Source organism: Enterobacter asburiae (assembly GCA_011754535.1).
GTDB classification, from domain to species: domain Bacteria; phylum Pseudomonadota; class Gammaproteobacteria; order Enterobacterales; family Enterobacteriaceae; genus Enterobacter; species Enterobacter cloacae_N.
Genome location: JAAQVN010000001.1, coordinates 1,463,157 through 1,481,798 on the forward strand (window position 1 = coordinate 1,463,157; position 18,642 = coordinate 1,481,798).

At 54.9% G+C, this 18,642-nt stretch carries 20 protein-coding genes and 5 tRNA genes; 17 read left to right on the forward strand and 8 right to left on the reverse strand.

From position 1 onward, the window contains the following. Positions 1 to 10: 10 nt before the first annotated feature. The 16 genes from cydX to HBM95_06855 all read left to right on the forward strand — a co-directional run bounded on the left by cydX (position 11) and on the right by HBM95_06855 (position 8,879). Positions 11 to 124 carry a cytochrome bd-I oxidase subunit CydX gene (gene cydX, locus HBM95_06780; protein NIH42640.1) on the forward strand — a complete coding sequence of 38 codons (114 nt, stop codon included), beginning with the start codon at positions 11 to 13 and terminating at the stop codon, positions 122 to 124. After that, complete coding sequence (gene ybgE / locus HBM95_06785; GenBank protein ID NIH42641.1) at positions 124 to 414, forward strand: cyd operon protein YbgE; 291 nt, start codon at positions 124 to 126, stop codon at positions 412 to 414. The genes cydX and ybgE overlap by 1 nt, the downstream gene beginning before the upstream one ends. A 148-nt stretch (positions 415 to 562) precedes the next feature. Then, on the forward strand, positions 563 to 967 hold the full coding sequence (gene ybgC / locus HBM95_06790; GenBank protein ID NIH42642.1) for a tol-pal system-associated acyl-CoA thioesterase: 405 nt from the start codon (positions 563 to 565) through the stop codon (positions 965 to 967). Next, complete coding sequence (tolQ, locus tag HBM95_06795) at positions 964 to 1,656, forward strand: Tol-Pal system protein TolQ (protein NIH42643.1); 693 nt, start codon at positions 964 to 966, stop codon at positions 1,654 to 1,656. The genes ybgC and tolQ overlap by 4 nt, the downstream gene beginning before the upstream one ends. Before the next feature lie 3 nt (positions 1,657 to 1,659). Further along, positions 1,660 to 2,088, forward strand: a complete 429-nt coding sequence (gene tolR, locus HBM95_06800; GenBank protein ID NIH42644.1) for a colicin uptake protein TolR — start codon at positions 1,660 to 1,662, stop codon at positions 2,086 to 2,088. 28 nt (positions 2,089 to 2,116) lie between these two features. After that, the gene (tolA, locus tag HBM95_06805; protein ID NIH42645.1) at positions 2,117 to 3,370 is read left to right on the forward strand and encodes a cell envelope integrity protein TolA; all 1,254 of its coding nucleotides are present in this window, start codon (positions 2,117 to 2,119) and stop codon (positions 3,368 to 3,370) included. A 134-nt stretch (positions 3,371 to 3,504) separates the two neighbouring features. Then, positions 3,505 to 4,797 (forward strand): Tol-Pal system protein TolB, encoded by a 1,293-nt coding sequence (gene tolB / locus HBM95_06810; GenBank protein ID NIH42646.1) that lies wholly within the window; start codon positions 3,505 to 3,507, stop codon positions 4,795 to 4,797. A 35-nt stretch (positions 4,798 to 4,832) separates the two neighbouring features. Next, a complete protein-coding gene (pal, locus tag HBM95_06815; GenBank protein ID NIH42647.1) occupies positions 4,833 to 5,354 on the forward strand; it encodes a peptidoglycan-associated lipoprotein Pal in 522 nt (173 codons plus the stop codon). Positions 5,355 to 5,363: 9 nt separating this feature from the next. Then, positions 5,364 to 6,158 (forward strand): cell division protein CpoB, encoded by a 795-nt coding sequence (cpoB, locus tag HBM95_06820; protein ID NIH42648.1) that lies wholly within the window; start codon positions 5,364 to 5,366, stop codon positions 6,156 to 6,158. Positions 6,159 to 6,319: 161 nt separating this feature from the next. Beyond that, positions 6,320 to 6,395 (forward strand) — tRNA-Lys (locus HBM95_06825). A 127-nt stretch (positions 6,396 to 6,522) separates the two neighbouring features. Next, positions 6,523 to 6,598: transfer RNA gene (locus tag HBM95_06830), tRNA-Val, on the forward strand. A gap of 3 nt (positions 6,599 to 6,601) precedes the next feature. Further along, positions 6,602 to 6,677 (forward strand) — tRNA-Lys (locus tag HBM95_06835). A 41-nt stretch (positions 6,678 to 6,718) separates the two neighbouring features. Beyond that, positions 6,719 to 6,794, forward strand: a tRNA-Lys gene (locus HBM95_06840). Between the two features lie 31 nt (positions 6,795 to 6,825). Then, positions 6,826 to 6,901: transfer RNA gene (locus HBM95_06845), tRNA-Lys, on the forward strand. Between the two features lie 191 nt (positions 6,902 to 7,092). Then, positions 7,093 to 8,136 (forward strand): quinolinate synthase NadA, encoded by a 1,044-nt coding sequence (nadA, locus tag HBM95_06850; GenBank protein NIH42649.1) that lies wholly within the window; start codon positions 7,093 to 7,095, stop codon positions 8,134 to 8,136. A gap of 23 nt (positions 8,137 to 8,159) precedes the next feature. Then, positions 8,160 to 8,879, forward strand: coding sequence for a nicotinamide riboside transporter PnuC (locus tag HBM95_06855; protein NIH42650.1), 720 nt, complete (start codon positions 8,160 to 8,162; stop codon positions 8,877 to 8,879). On the opposite strand, the gene zitB is transcribed toward HBM95_06855, so the two are convergent. Both zitB and HBM95_06865 read right to left on the reverse strand, forming a co-directional pair. Continuing rightward, complete coding sequence (zitB, locus tag HBM95_06860; GenBank protein NIH42651.1) at positions 8,876 to 9,814, reverse strand: CDF family zinc transporter ZitB; 939 nt, start codon at positions 9,812 to 9,814, stop codon at positions 8,876 to 8,878. The two genes, HBM95_06855 and zitB, sit on opposite strands and share 4 nt — an antisense overlap. A gap of 105 nt (positions 9,815 to 9,919) precedes the next feature. Next, on the reverse strand, positions 9,920 to 10,300 hold the full coding sequence (locus HBM95_06865; protein NIH42652.1) for a hypothetical protein: 381 nt from the start codon (positions 10,298 to 10,300) through the stop codon (positions 9,920 to 9,922). 303 nt (positions 10,301 to 10,603) lie between these two features. On the opposite strand from HBM95_06865, the gene aroG reads away from it, so the two are divergent. After that, positions 10,604 to 11,656: a 3-deoxy-7-phosphoheptulonate synthase AroG gene (gene aroG, locus HBM95_06870; protein ID NIH42653.1), complete on the forward strand. Its 1,053-nt coding sequence runs from the start codon at positions 10,604 to 10,606 to the stop codon at positions 11,654 to 11,656. 61 nt (positions 11,657 to 11,717) lie between these two features. On the opposite strand, the gene gpmA is transcribed toward aroG, so the two are convergent. The 6 genes from gpmA to modF form a co-directional block, all read right to left on the reverse strand. Next, positions 11,718 to 12,470 carry a 2,3-diphosphoglycerate-dependent phosphoglycerate mutase gene (gene gpmA / locus HBM95_06875; GenBank protein NIH42654.1) on the reverse strand — a complete coding sequence of 251 codons (753 nt, stop codon included), beginning with the start codon at positions 12,468 to 12,470 and terminating at the stop codon, positions 11,718 to 11,720. A gap of 206 nt (positions 12,471 to 12,676) precedes the next feature. Beyond that, positions 12,677 to 13,717 (reverse strand): galactose-1-epimerase, encoded by a 1,041-nt coding sequence (gene galM, locus HBM95_06880; protein NIH42655.1) that lies wholly within the window; start codon positions 13,715 to 13,717, stop codon positions 12,677 to 12,679. Next, complete coding sequence (gene galK, locus HBM95_06885) at positions 13,711 to 14,859, reverse strand: galactokinase (protein NIH42656.1); 1,149 nt, start codon at positions 14,857 to 14,859, stop codon at positions 13,711 to 13,713. Before galK ends, galM begins: the two co-directional genes overlap by 7 nt. 3 nt (positions 14,860 to 14,862) lie before the next feature. Continuing rightward, positions 14,863 to 15,909, reverse strand: a complete 1,047-nt coding sequence (gene galT / locus HBM95_06890) for a galactose-1-phosphate uridylyltransferase (GenBank protein ID NIH42657.1) — start codon at positions 15,907 to 15,909, stop codon at positions 14,863 to 14,865. A 9-nt stretch (positions 15,910 to 15,918) separates the two neighbouring features. Next, complete coding sequence (gene galE / locus HBM95_06895; GenBank protein ID NIH42658.1) at positions 15,919 to 16,935, reverse strand: UDP-glucose 4-epimerase GalE; 1,017 nt, start codon at positions 16,933 to 16,935, stop codon at positions 15,919 to 15,921. 200 nt (positions 16,936 to 17,135) lie between these two features. Beyond that, positions 17,136 to 18,608 carry a molybdate ABC transporter ATP-binding protein ModF gene (modF, locus tag HBM95_06900; protein NIH42659.1) on the reverse strand — a complete coding sequence of 491 codons (1,473 nt, stop codon included), beginning with the start codon at positions 18,606 to 18,608 and terminating at the stop codon, positions 17,136 to 17,138. Positions 18,609 to 18,642 lie beyond the last annotated feature (34 nt).

Here is an 18,642-nt window from a genome sequence, read left to right on the forward strand (position 1 = left end):
GGAGCTGAATATGTGGTATTTCGCATGGATTTTAGGGACGCTTCTTGCCTGTGCCTTTGGTGTCATTACTGCCCTGGCGCTTGAGCACGTAGAAGCGACCAAAGCGGGTGAAGAAAAACACTGATGAATATTATCGCGAAACTTTACGCGGTAATGGATAAGCGCCCGTTACGGGCGCTTTCTTTAGTGATGGCATTACTGCTGGCAGGCTGTATCTTCTGGGACCCGTCGCGCTTTGCGGCAAAGACCAGCGAGCTTGAGATCTGGCACGGCTTCCTCATCATGTGGGCGGTGTGTGCCGGGGTGATCCACGGCGTGGGCTTTCGTCCAAAAGCGGTTCACTGGCAGGGCATTTTCTGCCCGCTCATTGCCGATCTGGTCCTTCTCGCCGGATTGATTTTCTTCTTCTTCTGAATAAGAAACGTCCTATAACGTTATGGGCTTACCCGAGCCCATAAAAATTTACTCTCCGTTTACTTTCTCCCATTCCAAACCATCTTTCCCGCGCGTATAGTAGCGAAGTTTAAAAGCATTAACTTTTATTGCATTACCAGGATGTAAAGTGAATACAACGCTGTTTCGATGGCCGGTTCGTGTCTATTACGAAGATACCGATGCCGGTGGTGTGGTTTACCACGCCAGCTACGTTGCTTTTTATGAACGGGCACGCACAGAGATGCTGCGCCATCATCACTTTAGTCAACAGGTGCTGTTGGCTGAGCGAGTTGCCTTCGTGGTACGCAAGATGACGCTTGAGTATTTTGCGCCTGCCAGACTCGACGATATGCTCGAAGTCCAAACTGAAATTACATCAATGCGCGGGACCTCACTGGTATTCACGCAGCGGATAGTCAACGCAGAGAACACCGTACTGAACTCAGCTGAAGTACTGATTGTTTGTGTTGATCCAACCATAATGAAGCCTCGTGCGCTTCCTAAGTCTATTGTCGCGGAGTTTAAGCAGTGACTGACATGAATATCCTTGATTTGTTCCTGAAGGCAAGCCTTCTGGTTAAACTTATCATGTTGATTTTGATTGGTTTTTCAATCGCATCCTGGGCCATCATCATCCAGAGAACGCGTATCCTCAATGCTGCTGGCCGTGAAGCGGAAGCGTTTGAAGATAAGTTCTGGTCGGGCATTGAGCTTTCTCGTCTGTATCAGGAGAGCCAGGGACGCCGTGAAAACCTGACCGGCTCTGAACAAATTTTCTATAGCGGATTCAAAGAGTTTGCTCGTCTGCATCGTGCAAACAATCATGCGCCGGAAGCGGTCGTGGAAGGCGCCTCGCGTGCGATGCGTATCTCTATGAACCGTGAGCTGGAAAATCTTGAAACGCACATTCCTTTCCTCGGCACTGTCGGCTCCATCAGCCCGTATATCGGTCTGTTTGGTACCGTGTGGGGGATCATGCACGCCTTTATCGCGCTTGGTGCGGTGAAGCAGGCGACGTTGCAGATGGTTGCACCGGGTATCGCTGAAGCACTGATTGCGACCGCTATCGGTCTGTTTGCGGCTATCCCGGCGGTTATGGCTTACAACCGTCTGAACCAGCGCGTGAACAAACTGGAACTGAACTACGACAACTTTATGGAAGAGTTCACCGCGATTCTGCACCGTCAGGCGTTTACCAGCACCGAGAGCAACAAGGGGTAAACCATGGCCAGATCGCGTGGACGAGGTCGTCGCGAGCTCAAGTCCGAAATCAATATCGTTCCACTGCTGGACGTCCTGTTGGTACTGCTGCTGATCTTCATGGCAACAGCGCCAATCATTACCCAGAGCGTGGAGGTGGATCTTCCGGATGCGACAGAATCACAGGCGGTGAGCACCAATGACGATCCTCCGGTCATCATTGAAGTTTCCGGCGTAGGGCAGTACAGCGTGGTGGTAGAAAAAGATCGCATGGATCAGCTTCCACCCGAGCAGGTGATTGCTGAGGCGCAGCGTCGCCTCGAGTCAAATCCGAAAACGGTCTTCTTAATCGGTGGCGCGAAAGACGTACCCTACGATGAAATTATTAAAGCGCTGAACTTGCTACATAGTGCGGGTGTTAAGTCAGTTGGCTTAATGACTCAACCTATTTGATCATCCGCGTAGTTTTTGGGAACCGATAGTGTCAAAGGCAACCGAACAGAACGACAAGCTTAAGCGAGCGATAATCGTCTCCGCAGTGCTGCACGTTATTCTTTTTGCAGCGCTGATCTGGAGTTCGTTCGACGAGCATATTGATGCATCAGCAGGCGGCGGTGGAGGATCTTCCATTGACGCCGTAATGGTGGATCCCGGTGCGGTAGTGCAGAACTATAATCGCGAACAACAGCAGAAGGCGAGTGCCAAACGGGCTGAAGAGCAGCGTGAAAAACAGGCGCAACAGCAGGCGGAAGAGCTGCGTGAAAAGCAGGCCGCCGAGCAGGAGCGTTTGAAGCAGCTTGAGAAAGAACGTTTGCAGGCGCAGGAAGCAGCGAAAGCGCAGGCGGAACAGCAGAAGCAAGCCGAAGAGACCGCGAAGAAAGCGCAGGAACAGCAAAAGCAGGCGGAAGAGGCGGCTGCCAAAGCCGCAGCAGATGCCAAAGCGCAGGCTGATGCCCAGGCGAAATTAGCGGCAGAAGCGGCGAAGAAAGCGGCTGCGGATGCTCAGAAAAAAGCTGAAGCGGAAGCGGCGAAGAAAGCCGCTGCGGATGCTCAGAAAAAAGCCGAAGCGGAGGCCGCGAAGAAAGCCGCTGCTGATGCTCAGAAGAAAGCTGAAGCCGAAGCCGCGAAAAAAGCCGCTCAGGAAGCAGAGAAGAAAGCGGCTGCCGAGGCTGCGAAGAAAGCTGCTGCTGCCGAGAAGGCTGCTGCAGAAAAAGCTGCCGCCGCGGAAAAAGCCGCTGCAGATAAAAAAGCTGCAGCTGAGAAGGCCGCTGCCGATAAGAAAGCTGCTGCTGAAAAAGCGGCTGCGAAAAAGGCTGCTGCCGCTGAAAAAGCCGCTGCTGCCGCAGGGGTTGACGATCTGCTGGGGGATTTAAGCTCCGGTAAGAATGCACCGAAAACGGGCGGCGGGGCGAAAGGAAACAACGCAGCGCCGACCGGAAGTGGTAACACTAAGAGTAACGGTGCGCCAGGGGCCGAAATCAACGGCTATGCCGCGCAGATTAAATCGGCGATTGAAAGCCGGTTCTATGACGCGTCTTCCTATACCGGTAAAACGTGTACGCTGCGTATAAAACTGGCTCCGGACGGCATGCTGCTTGATATTAAGTCTGAAGGTGGCGACCCGGCTTTATGTACTGCGGCTTTGGCTGCAGCGCGTCAGGCGAAGATGCCTAAACCGCCTTCGCAGGCAGTCTACGAAGTCTTCAAAAATGCACCGCTGGACTTCAAACCTTAAGTTACATTTTCCCCGTGCAAACGGGGAAAAATAGACCAGGTTTAGTCACAGGGTTCTGGTAGTTTTGTCTATTTGAGTTTGTTAACATTCTGCTAAATTATCGTGGGTAAGGTTACCCGGATAAGGGAGATATGATGAAGCAGGCATTACGTGTAGCATTTGGTTTTTTAATGCTGTGGGCAGCAGTCCTGCACGCAGAAGTACGTATCGAGATCACCCAGGGGGTGGACTCGGCACGCCCAATCGGTGTTGTTCCGTTCCAGTGGGCCGGTCCTGGCGCTGCACCTGAAGATGCTGGCGGCATCGTGGCGGCTGACCTGCGTAACAGCGGTAAATTCAATCCGTTAGATCGTTCTCGTCTGCCTCAGCAGCCGGGTAGTGCGCAGGAAGTACAGCCTGCTGCATGGTCTGCGCTGGGTATTGATGCGGTGGTTGTGGGTCAGGTTACCCCTAACCCGGACGGCTCATACAACGTGGCCTGGCAGCTGGTGGATACCGGCGGTGCACCGGGTACCGTTCTGGCACAGAACTCTTACAAGGTCACGAAACAGTACCTGCGCTACGCGGCACACGCGGCCAGCGATGCGGTATTCGAAAAACTGACCGGCATTAAAGGTGCGTTCCGTACCCGTATTGCTTATGTGGTGCAGACCAACGGTGGTCAGTTCCCGTACGAGCTGCGCGTCTCTGACTACGACGGTTACAACCAGTTCCTGGTGAAACGCTCTTCACAGCCGCTGATGTCTCCAGCCTGGTCTCCGGACGGGTCTAAACTGGCGTATGTTACCTTTGAGAGCGGTCGTTCTGCGCTGGTTATCCAGACGCTGGCTAACGGTGCGGTTCGTCAGGTTGCGTCGTTCCCACGTCACAACGGTGCGCCTTCCTTCTCTCCGGATGGGTCTAAACTGGCGTTTGCGCTGTCTAAAACCGGTAGCCTTAACCTGTACGTGATGGACATTGGCTCCGGCCAGATCCGTCAGGTGACCGATGGTCGCAGCAACAACACCGAACCATCATGGTTCCCGGACAGTCAAAACCTGGCGTTTACCTCTGACCAGGCCGGCCGTCCACAAATCTATAAAGTGAACATCAACGGCGGCGCTCCGCAGCGTATTACCTGGGAAGGTTCTCAGAACCAGAACGCAGACGTGAGCAGCGACGGTAAATTCATGGTAATGGTCAGCTCCAATGGTGGGCAGCAGCACATTGCCAAACAAGATCTGGTAGCGGGTGGCGTTCAAGTTCTGTCGTCAACGTTCCTGGATGAAACGCCAAGTCTGGCACCTAACGGCACTATGGTAATCTACAGCTCTTCTCAGGGGATGGGATCTGTGCTGAATCTGGTTTCTACAGATGGGCGTTTCAAAGCGCGTATTCCGGCTACTGATGGACAGGTAAAATCACCTGCCTGGTCGCCGTATCTGTAAATAATAATTAATTGATTACTAAAGGAATCATAGAAATGCAACTGAACAAAGTGCTGAAGGGGCTGATGATCGCTCTGCCTGTAATGGCAATCGCAGCGTGTTCTTCTAACAAGAACGCCAGCAATGACCAGAGCGGCGAAGGCATGATGGGTGCCGGTACCGGTATGGACGCGAACGGCAATGGCAACATGTCTTCTGAAGAGCAAGCGCGTCTTCAGATGCAGCAGCTGCAGCAGAACAACATCGTTTACTTCGATCTGGATAAATACGACATCCGTTCTGACTTCGCTGCGATGCTGGATGCTCACGCTAACTTCCTGCGTAGCAACCCATCTTACAAAGTCACCGTAGAAGGTCACGCGGACGAACGTGGTACTCCAGAGTACAACATCTCCCTGGGTGAACGTCGTGCTAACGCCGTTAAGATGTACCTGCAGGGTAAAGGCGTTTCTGCTGACCAGATCTCCATCGTTTCTTACGGTAAAGAAAAACCTGCAGTACTGGGTCACGACGAAGCGGCTTACTCCAAAAACCGTCGTGCCGTACTGGTTTACTAAGAGAATTGCATGAGCAGTAACTTCAGACATCATCTGTTGAGTCTGTCGTTACTGGTTGGAATAGCGGCCCCCTGGGCCGCTTTTGCTCAGGCACCAATCAGTAGTGTCGGCTCAGGCTCGGTAGAAGACCGGGTCACTCAGCTCGAGCGTATTTCTAACGCTCACAGTCAGCTTTTAACCCAACTCCAGCAGCAACTTTCCGATAACCAAAATGATATTGACTCTCTCCGCGGTCAGATTCAGGAAAGCCAGTATCAGCTTAACCAGGTTGTGGAACGTCAGAAGCAAATCTTGTTGCAGATAGATAGCCTGAGCAGCGGTGGTGCAGCAGCACAGCCAGCGACAGGCGATCAGAGCGGTGCAGCGACCTCCGCACCCGCACCGTCTGCTGATGCTTCAGCCTCAACAGGGGCGCCTGTACAGAGCGGTGACGCAAATACGGATTACAATGCGGCCATTGCCCTGGTGCAGGATCAGTCTCGTCAGGACGACGCGATTGCTGCGTTTCAGAACTTTGTTAAGAAATACCCTGATTCAACCTACCAGCCAAATGCCAATTACTGGCTCGGTCAGCTGAATTACAACAAGGGTAAAAAGGACGATGCGGCGTTTTATTTTGCCTCAGTGGTGAAAAATTACCCGAAATCGCCGAAAGCGCCAGACGCGATGTATAAAGTTGGCGTGATCATGCAGGACAAAGGCGACACGGCGAAAGCCAAAGCGGTTTATCAGCAGGTGGTCGCAAAATTCCCGGGCACCGAAGGTGCTAAGCAGGCGCAAAAACGCCTGAATTCGATGGGATGATTATCGCATGACCAGAAATCGCGTTATTTCTGGTCGTGCAGCATGATTCGTAAGCAGTTAAGTGATCTTCATCGAAATTTTTGTTGCGCAGAATTCTTAAATCAGTAATATATGCCGCCGTTGCCACGGGATATCAAACAACGTGAAAACAGCGTAAAAGTGGGTCGTTAGCTCAGTTGGTAGAGCAGTTGACTTTTAATCAATTGGTCGCAGGTTCGAATCCTGCACGACCCACCACTAAGTCAGGTGGAAGTAGTAGTAAACCGTGAAGGATAACGTTGCGTAAGCAACGGCCCGTAGGGCGAGGCGAAGCCGAGTCATCCTGCACGACCCACCACTTAACGCATTACCGGCAGTACAGAGTGGGTGATTAGCTCAGTTGGTAGAGCATCTCCTTTACACGGAGGGGGTCGGCGGTTCGAGCCCGTCATCACCCACCACTCGGGTCGTTAGCTCAGTTGGTAGAGCAGTTGACTTTTAATCAATTGGTCGCAGGTTCGAATCCTGCACGACCCACCAATTTTATTGGTTCCGAGTGATAATTCAGGCAACACCCAAATGGGTCGTTAGCTCAGTTGGTAGAGCAGTTGACTTTTAATCAATTGGTCGCAGGTTCGAATCCTGCACGACCCACCAGCCTGAATAAATTTGAAGTACATCCCGCAAGGGGTCGTTAGCTCAGTTGGTAGAGCAGTTGACTTTTAATCAATTGGTCGCAGGTTCGAATCCTGCACGACCCACCAGTGTAGAAAGGCGCCCTAAAGGCGCCTTTTTGCTATCTGCGCTACAACAAATGCTCTGCTCATCTATTCCCGGTGACTTTTCACTCCGGATTCGCTATCTTGTTTAGTATATAAAACACAATTGCCGCGCGTTTTGCTTTGTCATGCAAAAGAAAGGCAATATTGTTAAGCCAGTAAAACGAGAAGCCATAATGAGTGTGATGTTCGATCCTGAAGCCGCCATCTATCCGTTTCCGCCAAAGCCTGTTCCGCTGAGCCAGGATGAAAAACAATTCTATCGCGAGAAGATCAAACGGCTTCTCAAAGAGCGCGATGCGGTGATGGTGGCCCATTACTACACCGACCCGGAAATTCAGCAGCTGGCGGAAGAGACCGGGGGCTGTATTTCTGATTCACTGGAGATGGCTCGCTTCGGGGCAAAACATCCCGCTTCCACGCTGCTGGTTGCAGGCGTGCGTTTTATGGGCGAAACGGCAAAGATCCTGAGCCCGGAAAAAACCATTCTGATGCCGACGCTTAACGCGGAGTGTTCACTCGATCTCGGCTGCCCGATTGATGAGTTCACCGCATTCTGCGATGCCCATCCTGACCGAACCGTGGTGGTTTACGCCAACACCTCCGCGGCGGTAAAAGCGCGCGCAGACTGGGTGGTCACGTCGAGCATCGCCGTTGAGCTTATTGAGCATCTGGACAGCCTGGGTGAGAAAATTATCTGGGCCCCTGACCGCCATCTTGGAAAGTATGTCCAGAAGCAGACGGGCGCTGACGTTCTGTGCTGGCAAGGTGCGTGTATCGTTCACGACGAATTCAAAACCCAGGCGCTGGCGCGCATGAAGGCACTTTATCCTGATGCCGCCATTCTTGTTCACCCAGAATCACCACAGTCGATTGTTGATATGGCCGATGCCGTTGGCTCAACCAGCCAGCTTATCAACGCGGCCAGGACGCTGCCGCACAAGCAGCTCATTGTGGCGACCGATCGCGGTATCTTCTATAAGATGCAGCAGGCCGTGCCGGAGAAAGAGCTCCTGGAAGCGCCAACGGCGGGGGAGGGCGCGACGTGCCGCAGCTGCGCGCATTGCCCGTGGATGGCGATGAACGGCCTGAAAGCGATTGCCGAAGGGCTCGAGACGGGCGGTGCGGCGCATGAAATCCACGTCGACGCCACCCTGCGTGAAGGTGCGTTAATTCCGCTTAACCGCATGCTGGATTTTGCGGCTACACTACGTACTTAATTTAAAAACACCCTGGGGAAAAGATGGATTTTTTTAGCACGCAGAACATTCTGGTTCATATACCGATTGGTGCAGGTGGCTATGACCTGTCATGGATTGAAGCCGTAGGCACGCTGGCGGGTTTGCTGTGTATCTGGCTGGCAAGCCTTGAGAAGATCGGTAACTACGCGTTCGGCCTGATTAACGTCACGCTGTTTGCGATTATCTTCTTCCAGATCCAGCTGTATGCCAGTCTGCTTTTGCAGTTGTTTTTCTTCGCCGCCAATATTTACGGCTGGTACGCCTGGTCCCGGCAAAACAGCCAGCAGGAGGCTGAGCTGCAGATCCGCTGGCTGCCCCTGCCAAAAGCCATCGCCTGGTTCGTTGCCTGCGTGGTTGCCATTGGTTTAATGACCGTCTATATCAACCCGGTGTTTGCGTTTCTGACCCGCGTTGCCGTTTCGGTCATGTCCGCTATTGGCCTGAACGTGACGATGCCGGAGCTTCAGCCGGATGCCTTCCCGTTCTGGGACTCTTGCATGATGGTGCTGTCGATTGCGGCGATGGTCCTGATGACGCGCAAATACGTTGAGAACTGGCTGCTGTGGGTCATCATCAACGTCATCAGCGTGGTAATTTTTGCTCTGCAGGGCGTCTATGCGATGTCGCTGGAGTATCTGCTGCTGACCTTCATTGCCCTGAACGGCAGCCGAATGTGGATTAACAGCGCGCGTGAGCGAGGCTCTCACGCGCTTTCCCGCTAATGGTGATGATGATGTGAATGGTCGGGTTGCGCCTCGTTAAGGTGGCAGTCCGGCCCGTTACAGGGCTGATACTCCATCTGGATGGTGGCGTGGCCAATTTCGTAGTGATGTTCAAGAAAATGCTGGATGCGTTCAAGCAGCGCGTCGTGATCATGAGGCGGGATCACCTGGGCGTGCAGCGTCATGACCGGCTTCTCCCCCACCAGCCAAACGTGCACGTGATGCACGTTGCGTACTTCCGGAACTGAGCGGCGCAGGTTACGTTTCAGCTCGTCAATGTCTATGGATGTCGGTGCACCTTCAAGAAGTTCATTGACGCTCTCCTTCAGCAGCCGCCAGGCGCTTCGCAAGACCAGACACGACACCAGCACGGAGAGAATCGGGTCGACGGGCGTCCAGCCGGTATTGAGGATCACCAGCGCAGCGACAATCGCTCCGACCGAGCCGAGTAAATCTCCCAGAACGTGCAGGGCCGCAGCGCGCACGTTGAGGTTCTTTTCCCCGCTGCCGCGGTGCAAAATCCAGAACGCGAGGATATTCGCCAATAGTCCCGCCACGGCAATGACCATCATCGTTGTCCCGGCGATCGGCTGAGGGTGCCTGAAGCGCTGTACGGCCTCCCAGACGATAAGAAGGGTGATCGCCACCAGCGCGATGGCATTAACAAACGCGGCGAGGGTCGTCAGCCTCAGCCAGCCGAAGGTATGGCGTGCGTTGGGCGGGCGGCGAGCAAACTGCACCGCCAGCAGGGCGAAAAGCAGCGCGGCGGCATCGGTCAGCATATGTCCGGCATCAGCCAGCAGCGCCAGAGAGCCGGAAACCAGGCCGCCAATGACCTCAATAACCATAAACGTGGCCGTGACGCCAAAGGCCAGCATGAGTCGTTTTGCGTTGTCATTTCCGGGAGAAGATGCGTGTGAGTGGGTGTGCGCCATGTCTGCTTTCCTGATTCGTTATTATTTTAGTGTAGCGTTTTTAACAGGTTACTCCAAAAAGAAAGGAGAGCCAGGGCTCTCCTTTCGCATTTAAAGCATCAAGAATTACTGGGTTGTGCCATCAGTTTTGGTATTGGCGTCGTTACCCACTTTGTCGTTCGGATCGGGACATTTGCCGTCCTTGCACATCGAGTTCTTATGAACCTCATCCGAGCTCATATTGTCATGATTCATGGTGTCGGAAGCACCACCGTTCGGATGCAGCATGGTGCCGCCGGTATTGGTGTTCCCGGTATTGATCTGGCTGTTATCGACATTGTTCGGGGCGATATTCTGTTTCGCATCAGGCGCTACCTGGCCTGCTGCTGCTGCCGCATTGGCATCACCGTTGCTGTCTGAAGTACCCGTTTCTGCGGCCAGGGCGCTGCCGCTGGCAAGGGTGAGTGTGGCAGTCAGGAAGAGGGTTGTCAGTTTTGTCATTTTCATCATGGTGCTCCTGTTCTTGTCGTTACGCTGGATAACATTCTCCAATAGTGCATCTTTTTAGAGGCGAAAGATTCCGCCTTACGGACTTACGTCAGTATGGAATCGCGTTTAAGCGTGTAAAAATGGTTGTTACAGTTAAAAAGCTTAGGTTAGATCTCATTTTTCGCTATTTTGTGGCGATTTTTAGGCGAATTCCAGGAATTATCTGCGTGAAGTGTAAAACCGTGTTTACACTTCCTGGTCGACAAGATAGATTGAAAGGATTGCTTTCATTACTAAAGATATGGCAGAGCTGGAAAGAAGATGAATTATCAGAACGACGATTTACGCATTAAAGAGATCAATGAGTTATTACCTCCTGTAGCGCTCCTTGAGAAATTCCCCGCCACTGAAAATGCCGCAAACACGGTTTCTCATGCTCGTAAAGCGATCCACAAGATCCTGAAAGGTAATGACGATCGTCTTCTGGTGGTGATTGGCCCGTGCTCCATTCACGATCCTGCCGCTGCGAAAGAGTATGCGGCCCGTCTGCTCGCCCTGCGTGAAGAGCTGAAGGACGAGCTTGAAATCGTGATGCGCGTCTATTTTGAAAAACCGCGCACGACAGTGGGCTGGAAAGGGCTGATTAACGATCCGCACATGGATAACAGCTTCCAGATCAACGACGGCCTGCGCATTGCGCGCAAGCTGCTGCTGGAGATCAACGACAGCGGCCTGCCAGCTGCCGGTGAGTTCCTGGATATGATCACGCCACAATACCTGGCAGATCTGATGAGCTGGGGCGCGATTGGTGCCCGCACCACTGAATCTCAGGTCCACCGCGAGCTGGCTTCTGGTCTCTCTTGCCCGGTGGGTTTCAAAAACGGCACTGACGGTACCATTAAGGTGGCTATCGACGCCATCAACGCAGCGGGGGCGCCGCACTGCTTCCTGTCTGTGACCAAATGGGGTCACTCTGCCATCGTTAACACCAGCGGTAACGGCGACTGCCATATCATTCTGCGCGGTGGCAAAGAGCCAAACTACAGTGCAAAACATGTGGCAGAGGTGAAGGCCGGGCTGGAAAAAGCCGGGCTGCCGGCGCAGGTGATGATCGACTTCAGCCACGCCAACTCCAGCAAGCAGTTCAAAAAGCAGATGGAAGTGGGGGCAGATGTCTGCCAGCAGATCGCCAACGGTGAGAAGGCGGTAATTGGGGTGATGATTGAAAGTCATCTGGTCGAAGGGAACCAGAACCTGGAAGGTAGCGAGCCGCTGGTGTATGGCAAAAGCGTGACTGATGCCTGCATCGGCTGGGACGATACCGATGCCATCCTGCGTCAGCTGGCGAATGCGGTAAAAGCGCGTCGCGGCTGAATTCTCAGGCACAAATAAAAAAGCGCGGAAGGCTCCGCGCTTTTTTTACGTCCGGCGAAAATTACTTCGCTTTACCCTGATTCGCGACAGCCGCTGCTTTCGCTGCGATTTCGTCCGCGTTACCCAGGTAGTAGTGTTTGATTGGCTTGAAGTTTTCGTCGAACTCATACACCAGCGGTACGCCAGTTGGGATGTTCAGTTCGAGGATCTCGTCTTCACCCATGTTGTCCAGGTATTTCACCAGCGCGCGCAGGGAGTTACCGTGAGCGGCAATGATCACGCGCTCGCCGCTTTTCAGACGTGGCAGAATGGTTTCGTTCCAGTAAGGCACAACGCGGTCGATGGTCAGCGCCAGGCTCTCGGTGGTTGGCAGCTCAGCGTCGGTCAGTTTCGCGTAACGCGGGTCGTGGCCCGGGTAGCGCTCGTCATCTTTGGTCAGCTCTGGTGGGGTGACCGCGAAGCCGCGACGCCACTGTTTAACCTGCTCGTCACCGTATTTCTCAGCGGTTTCCGCTTTGTTCAGGCCCTGCAGCGCACCGTAGTGACGCTCGTTCAGTTTCCAGGATTTCTCAACCGGCAGCCAGGCCTGGTCCAGTTCGTCCAGCACGTTCCACAGGGTATGGATGGCACGTTTCAGCACAGAGGTGTAAGCAAAATCAAAGCTGAAGCCTTCTTCCTTCAGCAGTTTACCTGCTGCTTTTGCTTCGCTTACGCCTTTCTCAGACAGATCAACGTCGTACCAACCGGTAAAGCGGTTTTCGTTGTTCCACTGGCTTTCGCCGTGACGCACCAGAACCAGCTTAGTAATAGCCATCTCTTACTCCTCAAGCATTTTTAGAATGATAACAATTCTCATTATATTGCCGTGGCGGTGCCACCAGCAACGCTTAACCCTAACCATAGCGAAAATAGTCTCCGAGTGTAAGATGCTTGTGAATCCAGGGTTATGATTTTGTCTGCGATCGGCGCTATTTTCAGCAAGACGCGCAGAAAAAAGCCCTCCGATGGGAGGGCTGGAAATCAATGCGGAATGAAATGATACTCTGTGACGCTCACGTACTCTTCACCCGGGCGCAGCATGCAGTCCGGCTGCGGCCATTCAGGATGATTGGGGCTGTCCGGCAGGAATTCGCTCTCCAGCGCCAGCCCTTGCCAGTCGCTGTACTCATCGTGTTCGCGCGCCGTGGTGCCGCCAAGATAGTTGCCTGAGTAGAACTGCAGGGCAGGGGCGGTGGTGTACACCGTCATCTGCAGCTTCTCATCCGCAGACCAGACCTGCGCGGCAGGCTGCTTCACATCACCTTTGGCGTGCAGCAGGAACGCGTGATCGTAGCCTTTCACCTTGCGCTGATCGTCATCGCTCAGGAAATCCTGGGCGATAACTTTAGCACTGCGGAAATCAAAGCTGGTCCCGCTCACGTCTTTAAGGCCCTGATACGGAATGCCCATCTCGTCAACCGGCAGATAAGCGTCAGCCAGGATCTGCAGCTTGTGGTTACGTACGTCGCACTGGTTGCCGTCCAGATTGAAGTAGGCATGGTTAGTCAGGTTGACCGGACATGGCTTATCGACCGTCGCACGGTATTCAATGGCGATTCGGTTGTCGTCGGTCAGCGTGAAGCGCGCGGACGCGATAAGATTCCCCGGGAAGCCCTGATCGCCATCAAGCGAATCCAGTGAGAACAGCACTTCCCCGTCGTTTTGACGAACAATCTTCCAGCGGCGTTTGTCAAAGCCGTCCGGCCCGCCGTGCAGCTGGTTCTCACCCTGGCTTGGAAGCAGGGCGTACTGGACGCCGTCGAGCTCAAAGCGGCTCTTCGCGATACGGTTGGCATAGCGCCCTACGGACGCGCCCAGATAGGCGGATTGATTGACATACTGCTCAGGCGAGGCGCAGCCGAGCAGGGTTTCGCGCACGCTGCCGTCCGGCATTGGTACGCGGGCTGATAGCAGGGTCGCACCCCAGTCCATAAGCGTAACCACCATCCCCGCGCTGTTGCGCAGGGTTAACAGGCGATACGGCAGACCATCCGGTGCGAGGGTAGGTGTTTCGTTTAGCACTGTCCGGCTCCTTGTGATGCTTTACATACATAGAACGTTTCTTTGATGCCCGTTTGCGCTTCGTACTGCTTCGCCACGGCGTCCTGGACGGCAGGGACCAGCTCTTCAGGCACCAGCGCGACGATGCAGCCGCCAAAACCGCCGCCCGTCATGCGTACGCCGCCTTTGTCGCCAATGACCGCTTTCACAATGTCCACCAGGGTGTCGATCTGCGGCACGGTGATTTCAAAATCATCGCGCATGGAGGCGTGAGATTCTGCCATCAGTTCACCCATGCGTTTCAGGTCGCCTTTCGCCAGCGCGGACGCGGCTTCAACGGTACGGGCGTTCTCCGTCAGCACGTGACGAACGCGCCTGGCGACAACCGGATCCAGTTCGTGCGCCACTTTGTTAAATTCATTGAGCGTCACGTCGCGCAGGGCAGGCTGCTGGAAGAAGCGCGCACCGGTTTCGCACTGTTCGCGGCGGGTGTTGTATTCGCTGCCCACCAGCGTGCGTTTAAAGTTGCTGTTGATAATCACGACGGCCGCGCCTTTTGGCAGCGGAACGGCTTTGGTGCCCAGCGAGCGGCAGTCGATCAGCAGCGCGTGCTCTTTTTTGCCCCGCGCAGAGATCAGCTGGTCCATAATGCCGCAGTTGCAGCCCACGAACTGGTTTTCCGCTTCCTGGCCGTTCAGCGCAATTTGCGCGCCGTCCAGCGGCAGATGATACAACTGCTGGAAGACGGTTCCCACGGCCACTTCGAGCGAGGCCGACGAACTTAAGCCCGCACCCTGAGGTACGTTGCCGCTGATGACTAAATCGGCACCGCCGAAGTTCTTGTTGCGCTTCTGCAGATGCTTCACCACGCCGCGTACGTAGTTAGACCACTGCTGGCTGTCGTGCGTCACAATCGGGGCATCGAGGGAAAACTCGTCCGTCTCATTACCGTAATCTGCCGCAATGACGCGGACTTTGCGGTCGTCGCGCTTCGCACAGCTGATGACCGTCTGGTAATCGATGGCGCACGGCAGCACGAAGCCGTCGTTATAGTCGGTGTGTTCACCGATCAGGTTAACGCGGCCGGGCGCCTGGATAACGTGGGTGGCAGGGTAGCCAAATTTCTCAGCAAACAGGGATTGTGTTTTATCTTTCAGACTCATTTTTTAGACTCCTGATTCGCGATAGTGGACGTCGCTAACGGCGCGCAGGCGTTCTGCCGCCTGTTCCGCCGTCAGGTCACGCTGGGTTTCCGCCAGCATTTCATAGCCCACCATAAATTTACGCACCGTCGCAGAGCGCAGCAGCGGCGGGTAGAAATGGGCGTGCAGCTGCCAGTGCTGATTCTCTTCCCCGTTAAACGGTGCGCCGTGCCAGCCCATGGAGTACGGGAAGGAGCACTGGAACAGGTTGTCGTAACGGCTTGTCAGTTTTTTCAGCGCCAGCGCCAGGTCGTCGCGCTGCGCGTCGCTGAGATCGGTAATGCGCTGAACGTGCGCTTTCGGCAGCAGCAGCGTTTCAAACGGCCAGGCGGCCCAGTAGGGCACGACGGCCAGCCAGTGCTCGGTTTCCACCACGGTACGGCTGCCGTCGGCCAGCTCACGCTGAGTGTAGTCCACCAGCATGGGTGAGCCGTTTTCTGCGAAATAGGCTTTCTGCAGACGATCTTCACGCTCGGCTTCGTTGGGCAGGAAGCTGTTCGCCCAGATCTGGCCGTGTGGATGCGGGTTAGAGCAGCCCATCGCCGCGCCTTTGTTTTCGAACACCTGCACCCACGGATAGCTCTGCCCCAGCTCAGCGGTTTGCGCCTGCCAGGTGCTGACCACCTCTTTCAGCGCGTCCACGCTCAGCTCTGGCAGCGTTTTGCTGTGATCGGGCGAGAAGCAGATCACGCGGCTGGTACCGCGCGCGCTTTCGCAGCGCATCAGCGGGTCGTGGCTTGCGGGGGCGTCCGGCGTGTCGGTCATCAGGGCGGCAAAATCGTTGGTGAAGACGAAGGTGCCCTTGTAGTCCGGGTTTTTATCCCCGGTGACGCGCGTATTGCCCGGACACAGGAAGCAGTCCGGGTCATGCTGTGGCAGCGTCTGTTTTGCAGGCGTCTCCTGCGCCCCCTGCCAGGGGCGCTTGGCGCGATGCGGGGAAACCAAAATCCATTGCCCGCTTAACGGGTTAAAACGACGATGCGGATGATCGACGGGATTAAACGAAGTCATGACGGATCCTTAGTCCGGATAGCCTTGCGGGTGGCGTGACTGCCAGTGCCAGGTATCCTGTGCCATTTCATCAAGCGTGCGGGTGACACGCCAGTTAAGCTCTTTATCGGCTTTGGTGGCATCGGCCCAGTAAGCAGGCAGGTCGCCATCACGACGCGGAGCGAAGTGGTAGTTCACCGGCTTACCGCAGGCTTTGCTGAAGGCGTTAACCACGTCCAGCACGCTGCTGCCGACCCCGGCGCCGAGGTTATAAATATGCACGCCCGGTTTGTCAGCCAGCTGCTGCATGGCGGCAACATGGCCGTCCGCCAGATCCATCACGTGGATATAGTCGCGCACGCCGGTGCCGTCTTCGGTGGGATAGTCATTACCAAAAATGGCCAGCGACTCGCGACGGCCTACCGCCACCTGGGCGATGTACGGCATTAAGTTGTTCGGAATACCCTGCGGATCTTCACCCATATCGCCGGACGGATGCGCACCGACCGGGTTGAAGTAGCGCAGCAATGCGATGCTCCACTCCGGCTGCGCTTTTTGCAGGTCGGTCAGGATCTGCTCCACCATCAGCTTGCTTTTGCCGTACGGGCTTTGCGGCGTACCGGTCGGGAAGCTTTCCACGTAAGGGATTTTGGGCTGATCGCCATAGACGGTGGCGGAGGAGCTAAAGATAAAGTTTTTGACGTTCGCCGCGCGCATGGCGGAGATCAGACGCAGGGTACCGTTGACGTTGTTGTCGTAATACTCAAGCGGTTTCGCAACCGATTCACCAACTGCTTTCAGGCCCGCGAAGTGGATCACCGCTTCGATGGCGTGGTCGTGAAGGATCTCGGTCATCAGCGCTTCGTTGCGGATGTCGCCTTCTACGAAAGTTGGCTGTTTACCGCCAAGACGTTCAATTACCGGCAGCACGCTGCGCTTACTATTGCACAGGTTGTCGAGGATGATCACATCGTGACCATTTTGCAGCAGCTGCACACAGGTATGACTTCCGATGTAACCGCTACCACCTGTTACCAGAACTCGCATAATTCGCTCCATTGGGCTTATGGTATGTAATAACCATAGCATAACAGAGACGCGAAAAGTGTGACATGGGATAAAATAGTGGAATCGTTTACACTCGTTTTCACACTCGCTTTTTCGATGAGTCAGAGCATTCTAGATCAAAGAGATAGCGATGTATTGATGCAAGTTATCTGAAAAGAGGAGGGCAGTGCCCTCCACGGTTAATCGACGCTGCTGAGAAGGTAGCGATAACCCTCGCCGTCCGCGACAAACTCCAGGCGGTGGGTAATGCAGGAAGGGGCATCTTCGGCATGGTGTGAAACGAACAGCAGCTGCGTTTCACCTTCGCTAATCAGCACGTCTACAAAGCGGCGGATCAGCTGTCGGTTGAGCGGATCCAGCCCCTGCAGCGGTTCGTCGAGGATCAGAAGCGTAGGGTGTTTTACCAGCGCGCGAACGATCAGTGCCAGGCGCTGCTGTCCCCACGACAGGCTATGAAACGGCGCGTCAGCGACCCGGCTGACCATGCCCAGAATATCCAGCCACTGCTGGGCCAGCTTGCGCTGTTTGTCCGACACCGCCTGATAAATGCCGATGGAATCAAAATAGCCGGAAAGGATCACGTTGCGTACCGTGGTACTGACCCGGTAATCAAGATGCAGGCTGCTGCTGACGTAGCCGATGTGCTTTTTGATATCCCAGATGGTTTCGCCGCTGCCGCGACGCCGCCCGAAAAGCGTCAGATCGTTGCTATAGCCCTGCGGGTGATCGCCGACGATCAGGCTCAGCAGCGTTGATTTTCCCGCGCCGTTAGGGCCGACAATCTGCCAGTGCTCGCCAGGATTGACCGTCCAGCTGAGGTGGTTAAGGATCGGACGGTCATCATAGGAAACCACCCCGTCACGCAGAATGATAAGCGGCTGCCGGGGATCGAGACCGTGGCGCGCTGCCGGCGCGTCGGGCTCCGGCAGCGCAATACCCGCCAGCTTTTCGCTGTGCGCAAGCTGGGCAATGAGCGCCTGCTTGAGCAGCGCAGATTTTTCCCCGGTTTCGATCAGGCTGCAGTCTGCCAGCACGCCCGCGTTCTGCACGAAATCAGGAATTTCATCAAAGCGGTTCAGCACCAGTACGATCGTATAACCTTCCTGATTCAGAGAGCCCAGCAGGGCGGCAAGCTGGCCGCGGGAGTGAACATCCAGCCCGTCAAAGGGCTCATCCAGAATTAGCAGCTCCGGCTGGCCCATGAGCGCCTGACACAGAAGCGTTTTCCGCGTCTCGCCGGTAGAGAGGTATTTAAACCGCCGGTTCAGCAGAGCGGAGATGCCAAATTGTTCCGCCAGATGCTGGCAGCGAGCGGGATCTTTCACCTCATCCTGAATAATCTCCGCCGCCGTGCGGCCGGTGTCTTCTTCACCAGGACTGAGTAAATCGGTGTTATTGCGCTGCCACTCGTCGCTTACCAGCTTTTGCAGCTGTTCAAAGGACAGGCGCGTCACGCGTTTGAAATGGCTCTGGTATTCGCCTTTGAGAAGGGGAAGCTTTCCGGCCAGCGCGCGGGCCAGCGCGGATTTACCGCTGCCGTTGGTGCCGACAAACGCCCAGCTTTCACCCGCGCGTATTGTCAGATCGGCAATCGTCAGCGTTCGGGTATCGCTAAGACGAAACGTACCTTGCGAAATATGCAATGATGACATGATGTATCCCATTTTTTGCAGCAACTGCTGTCAG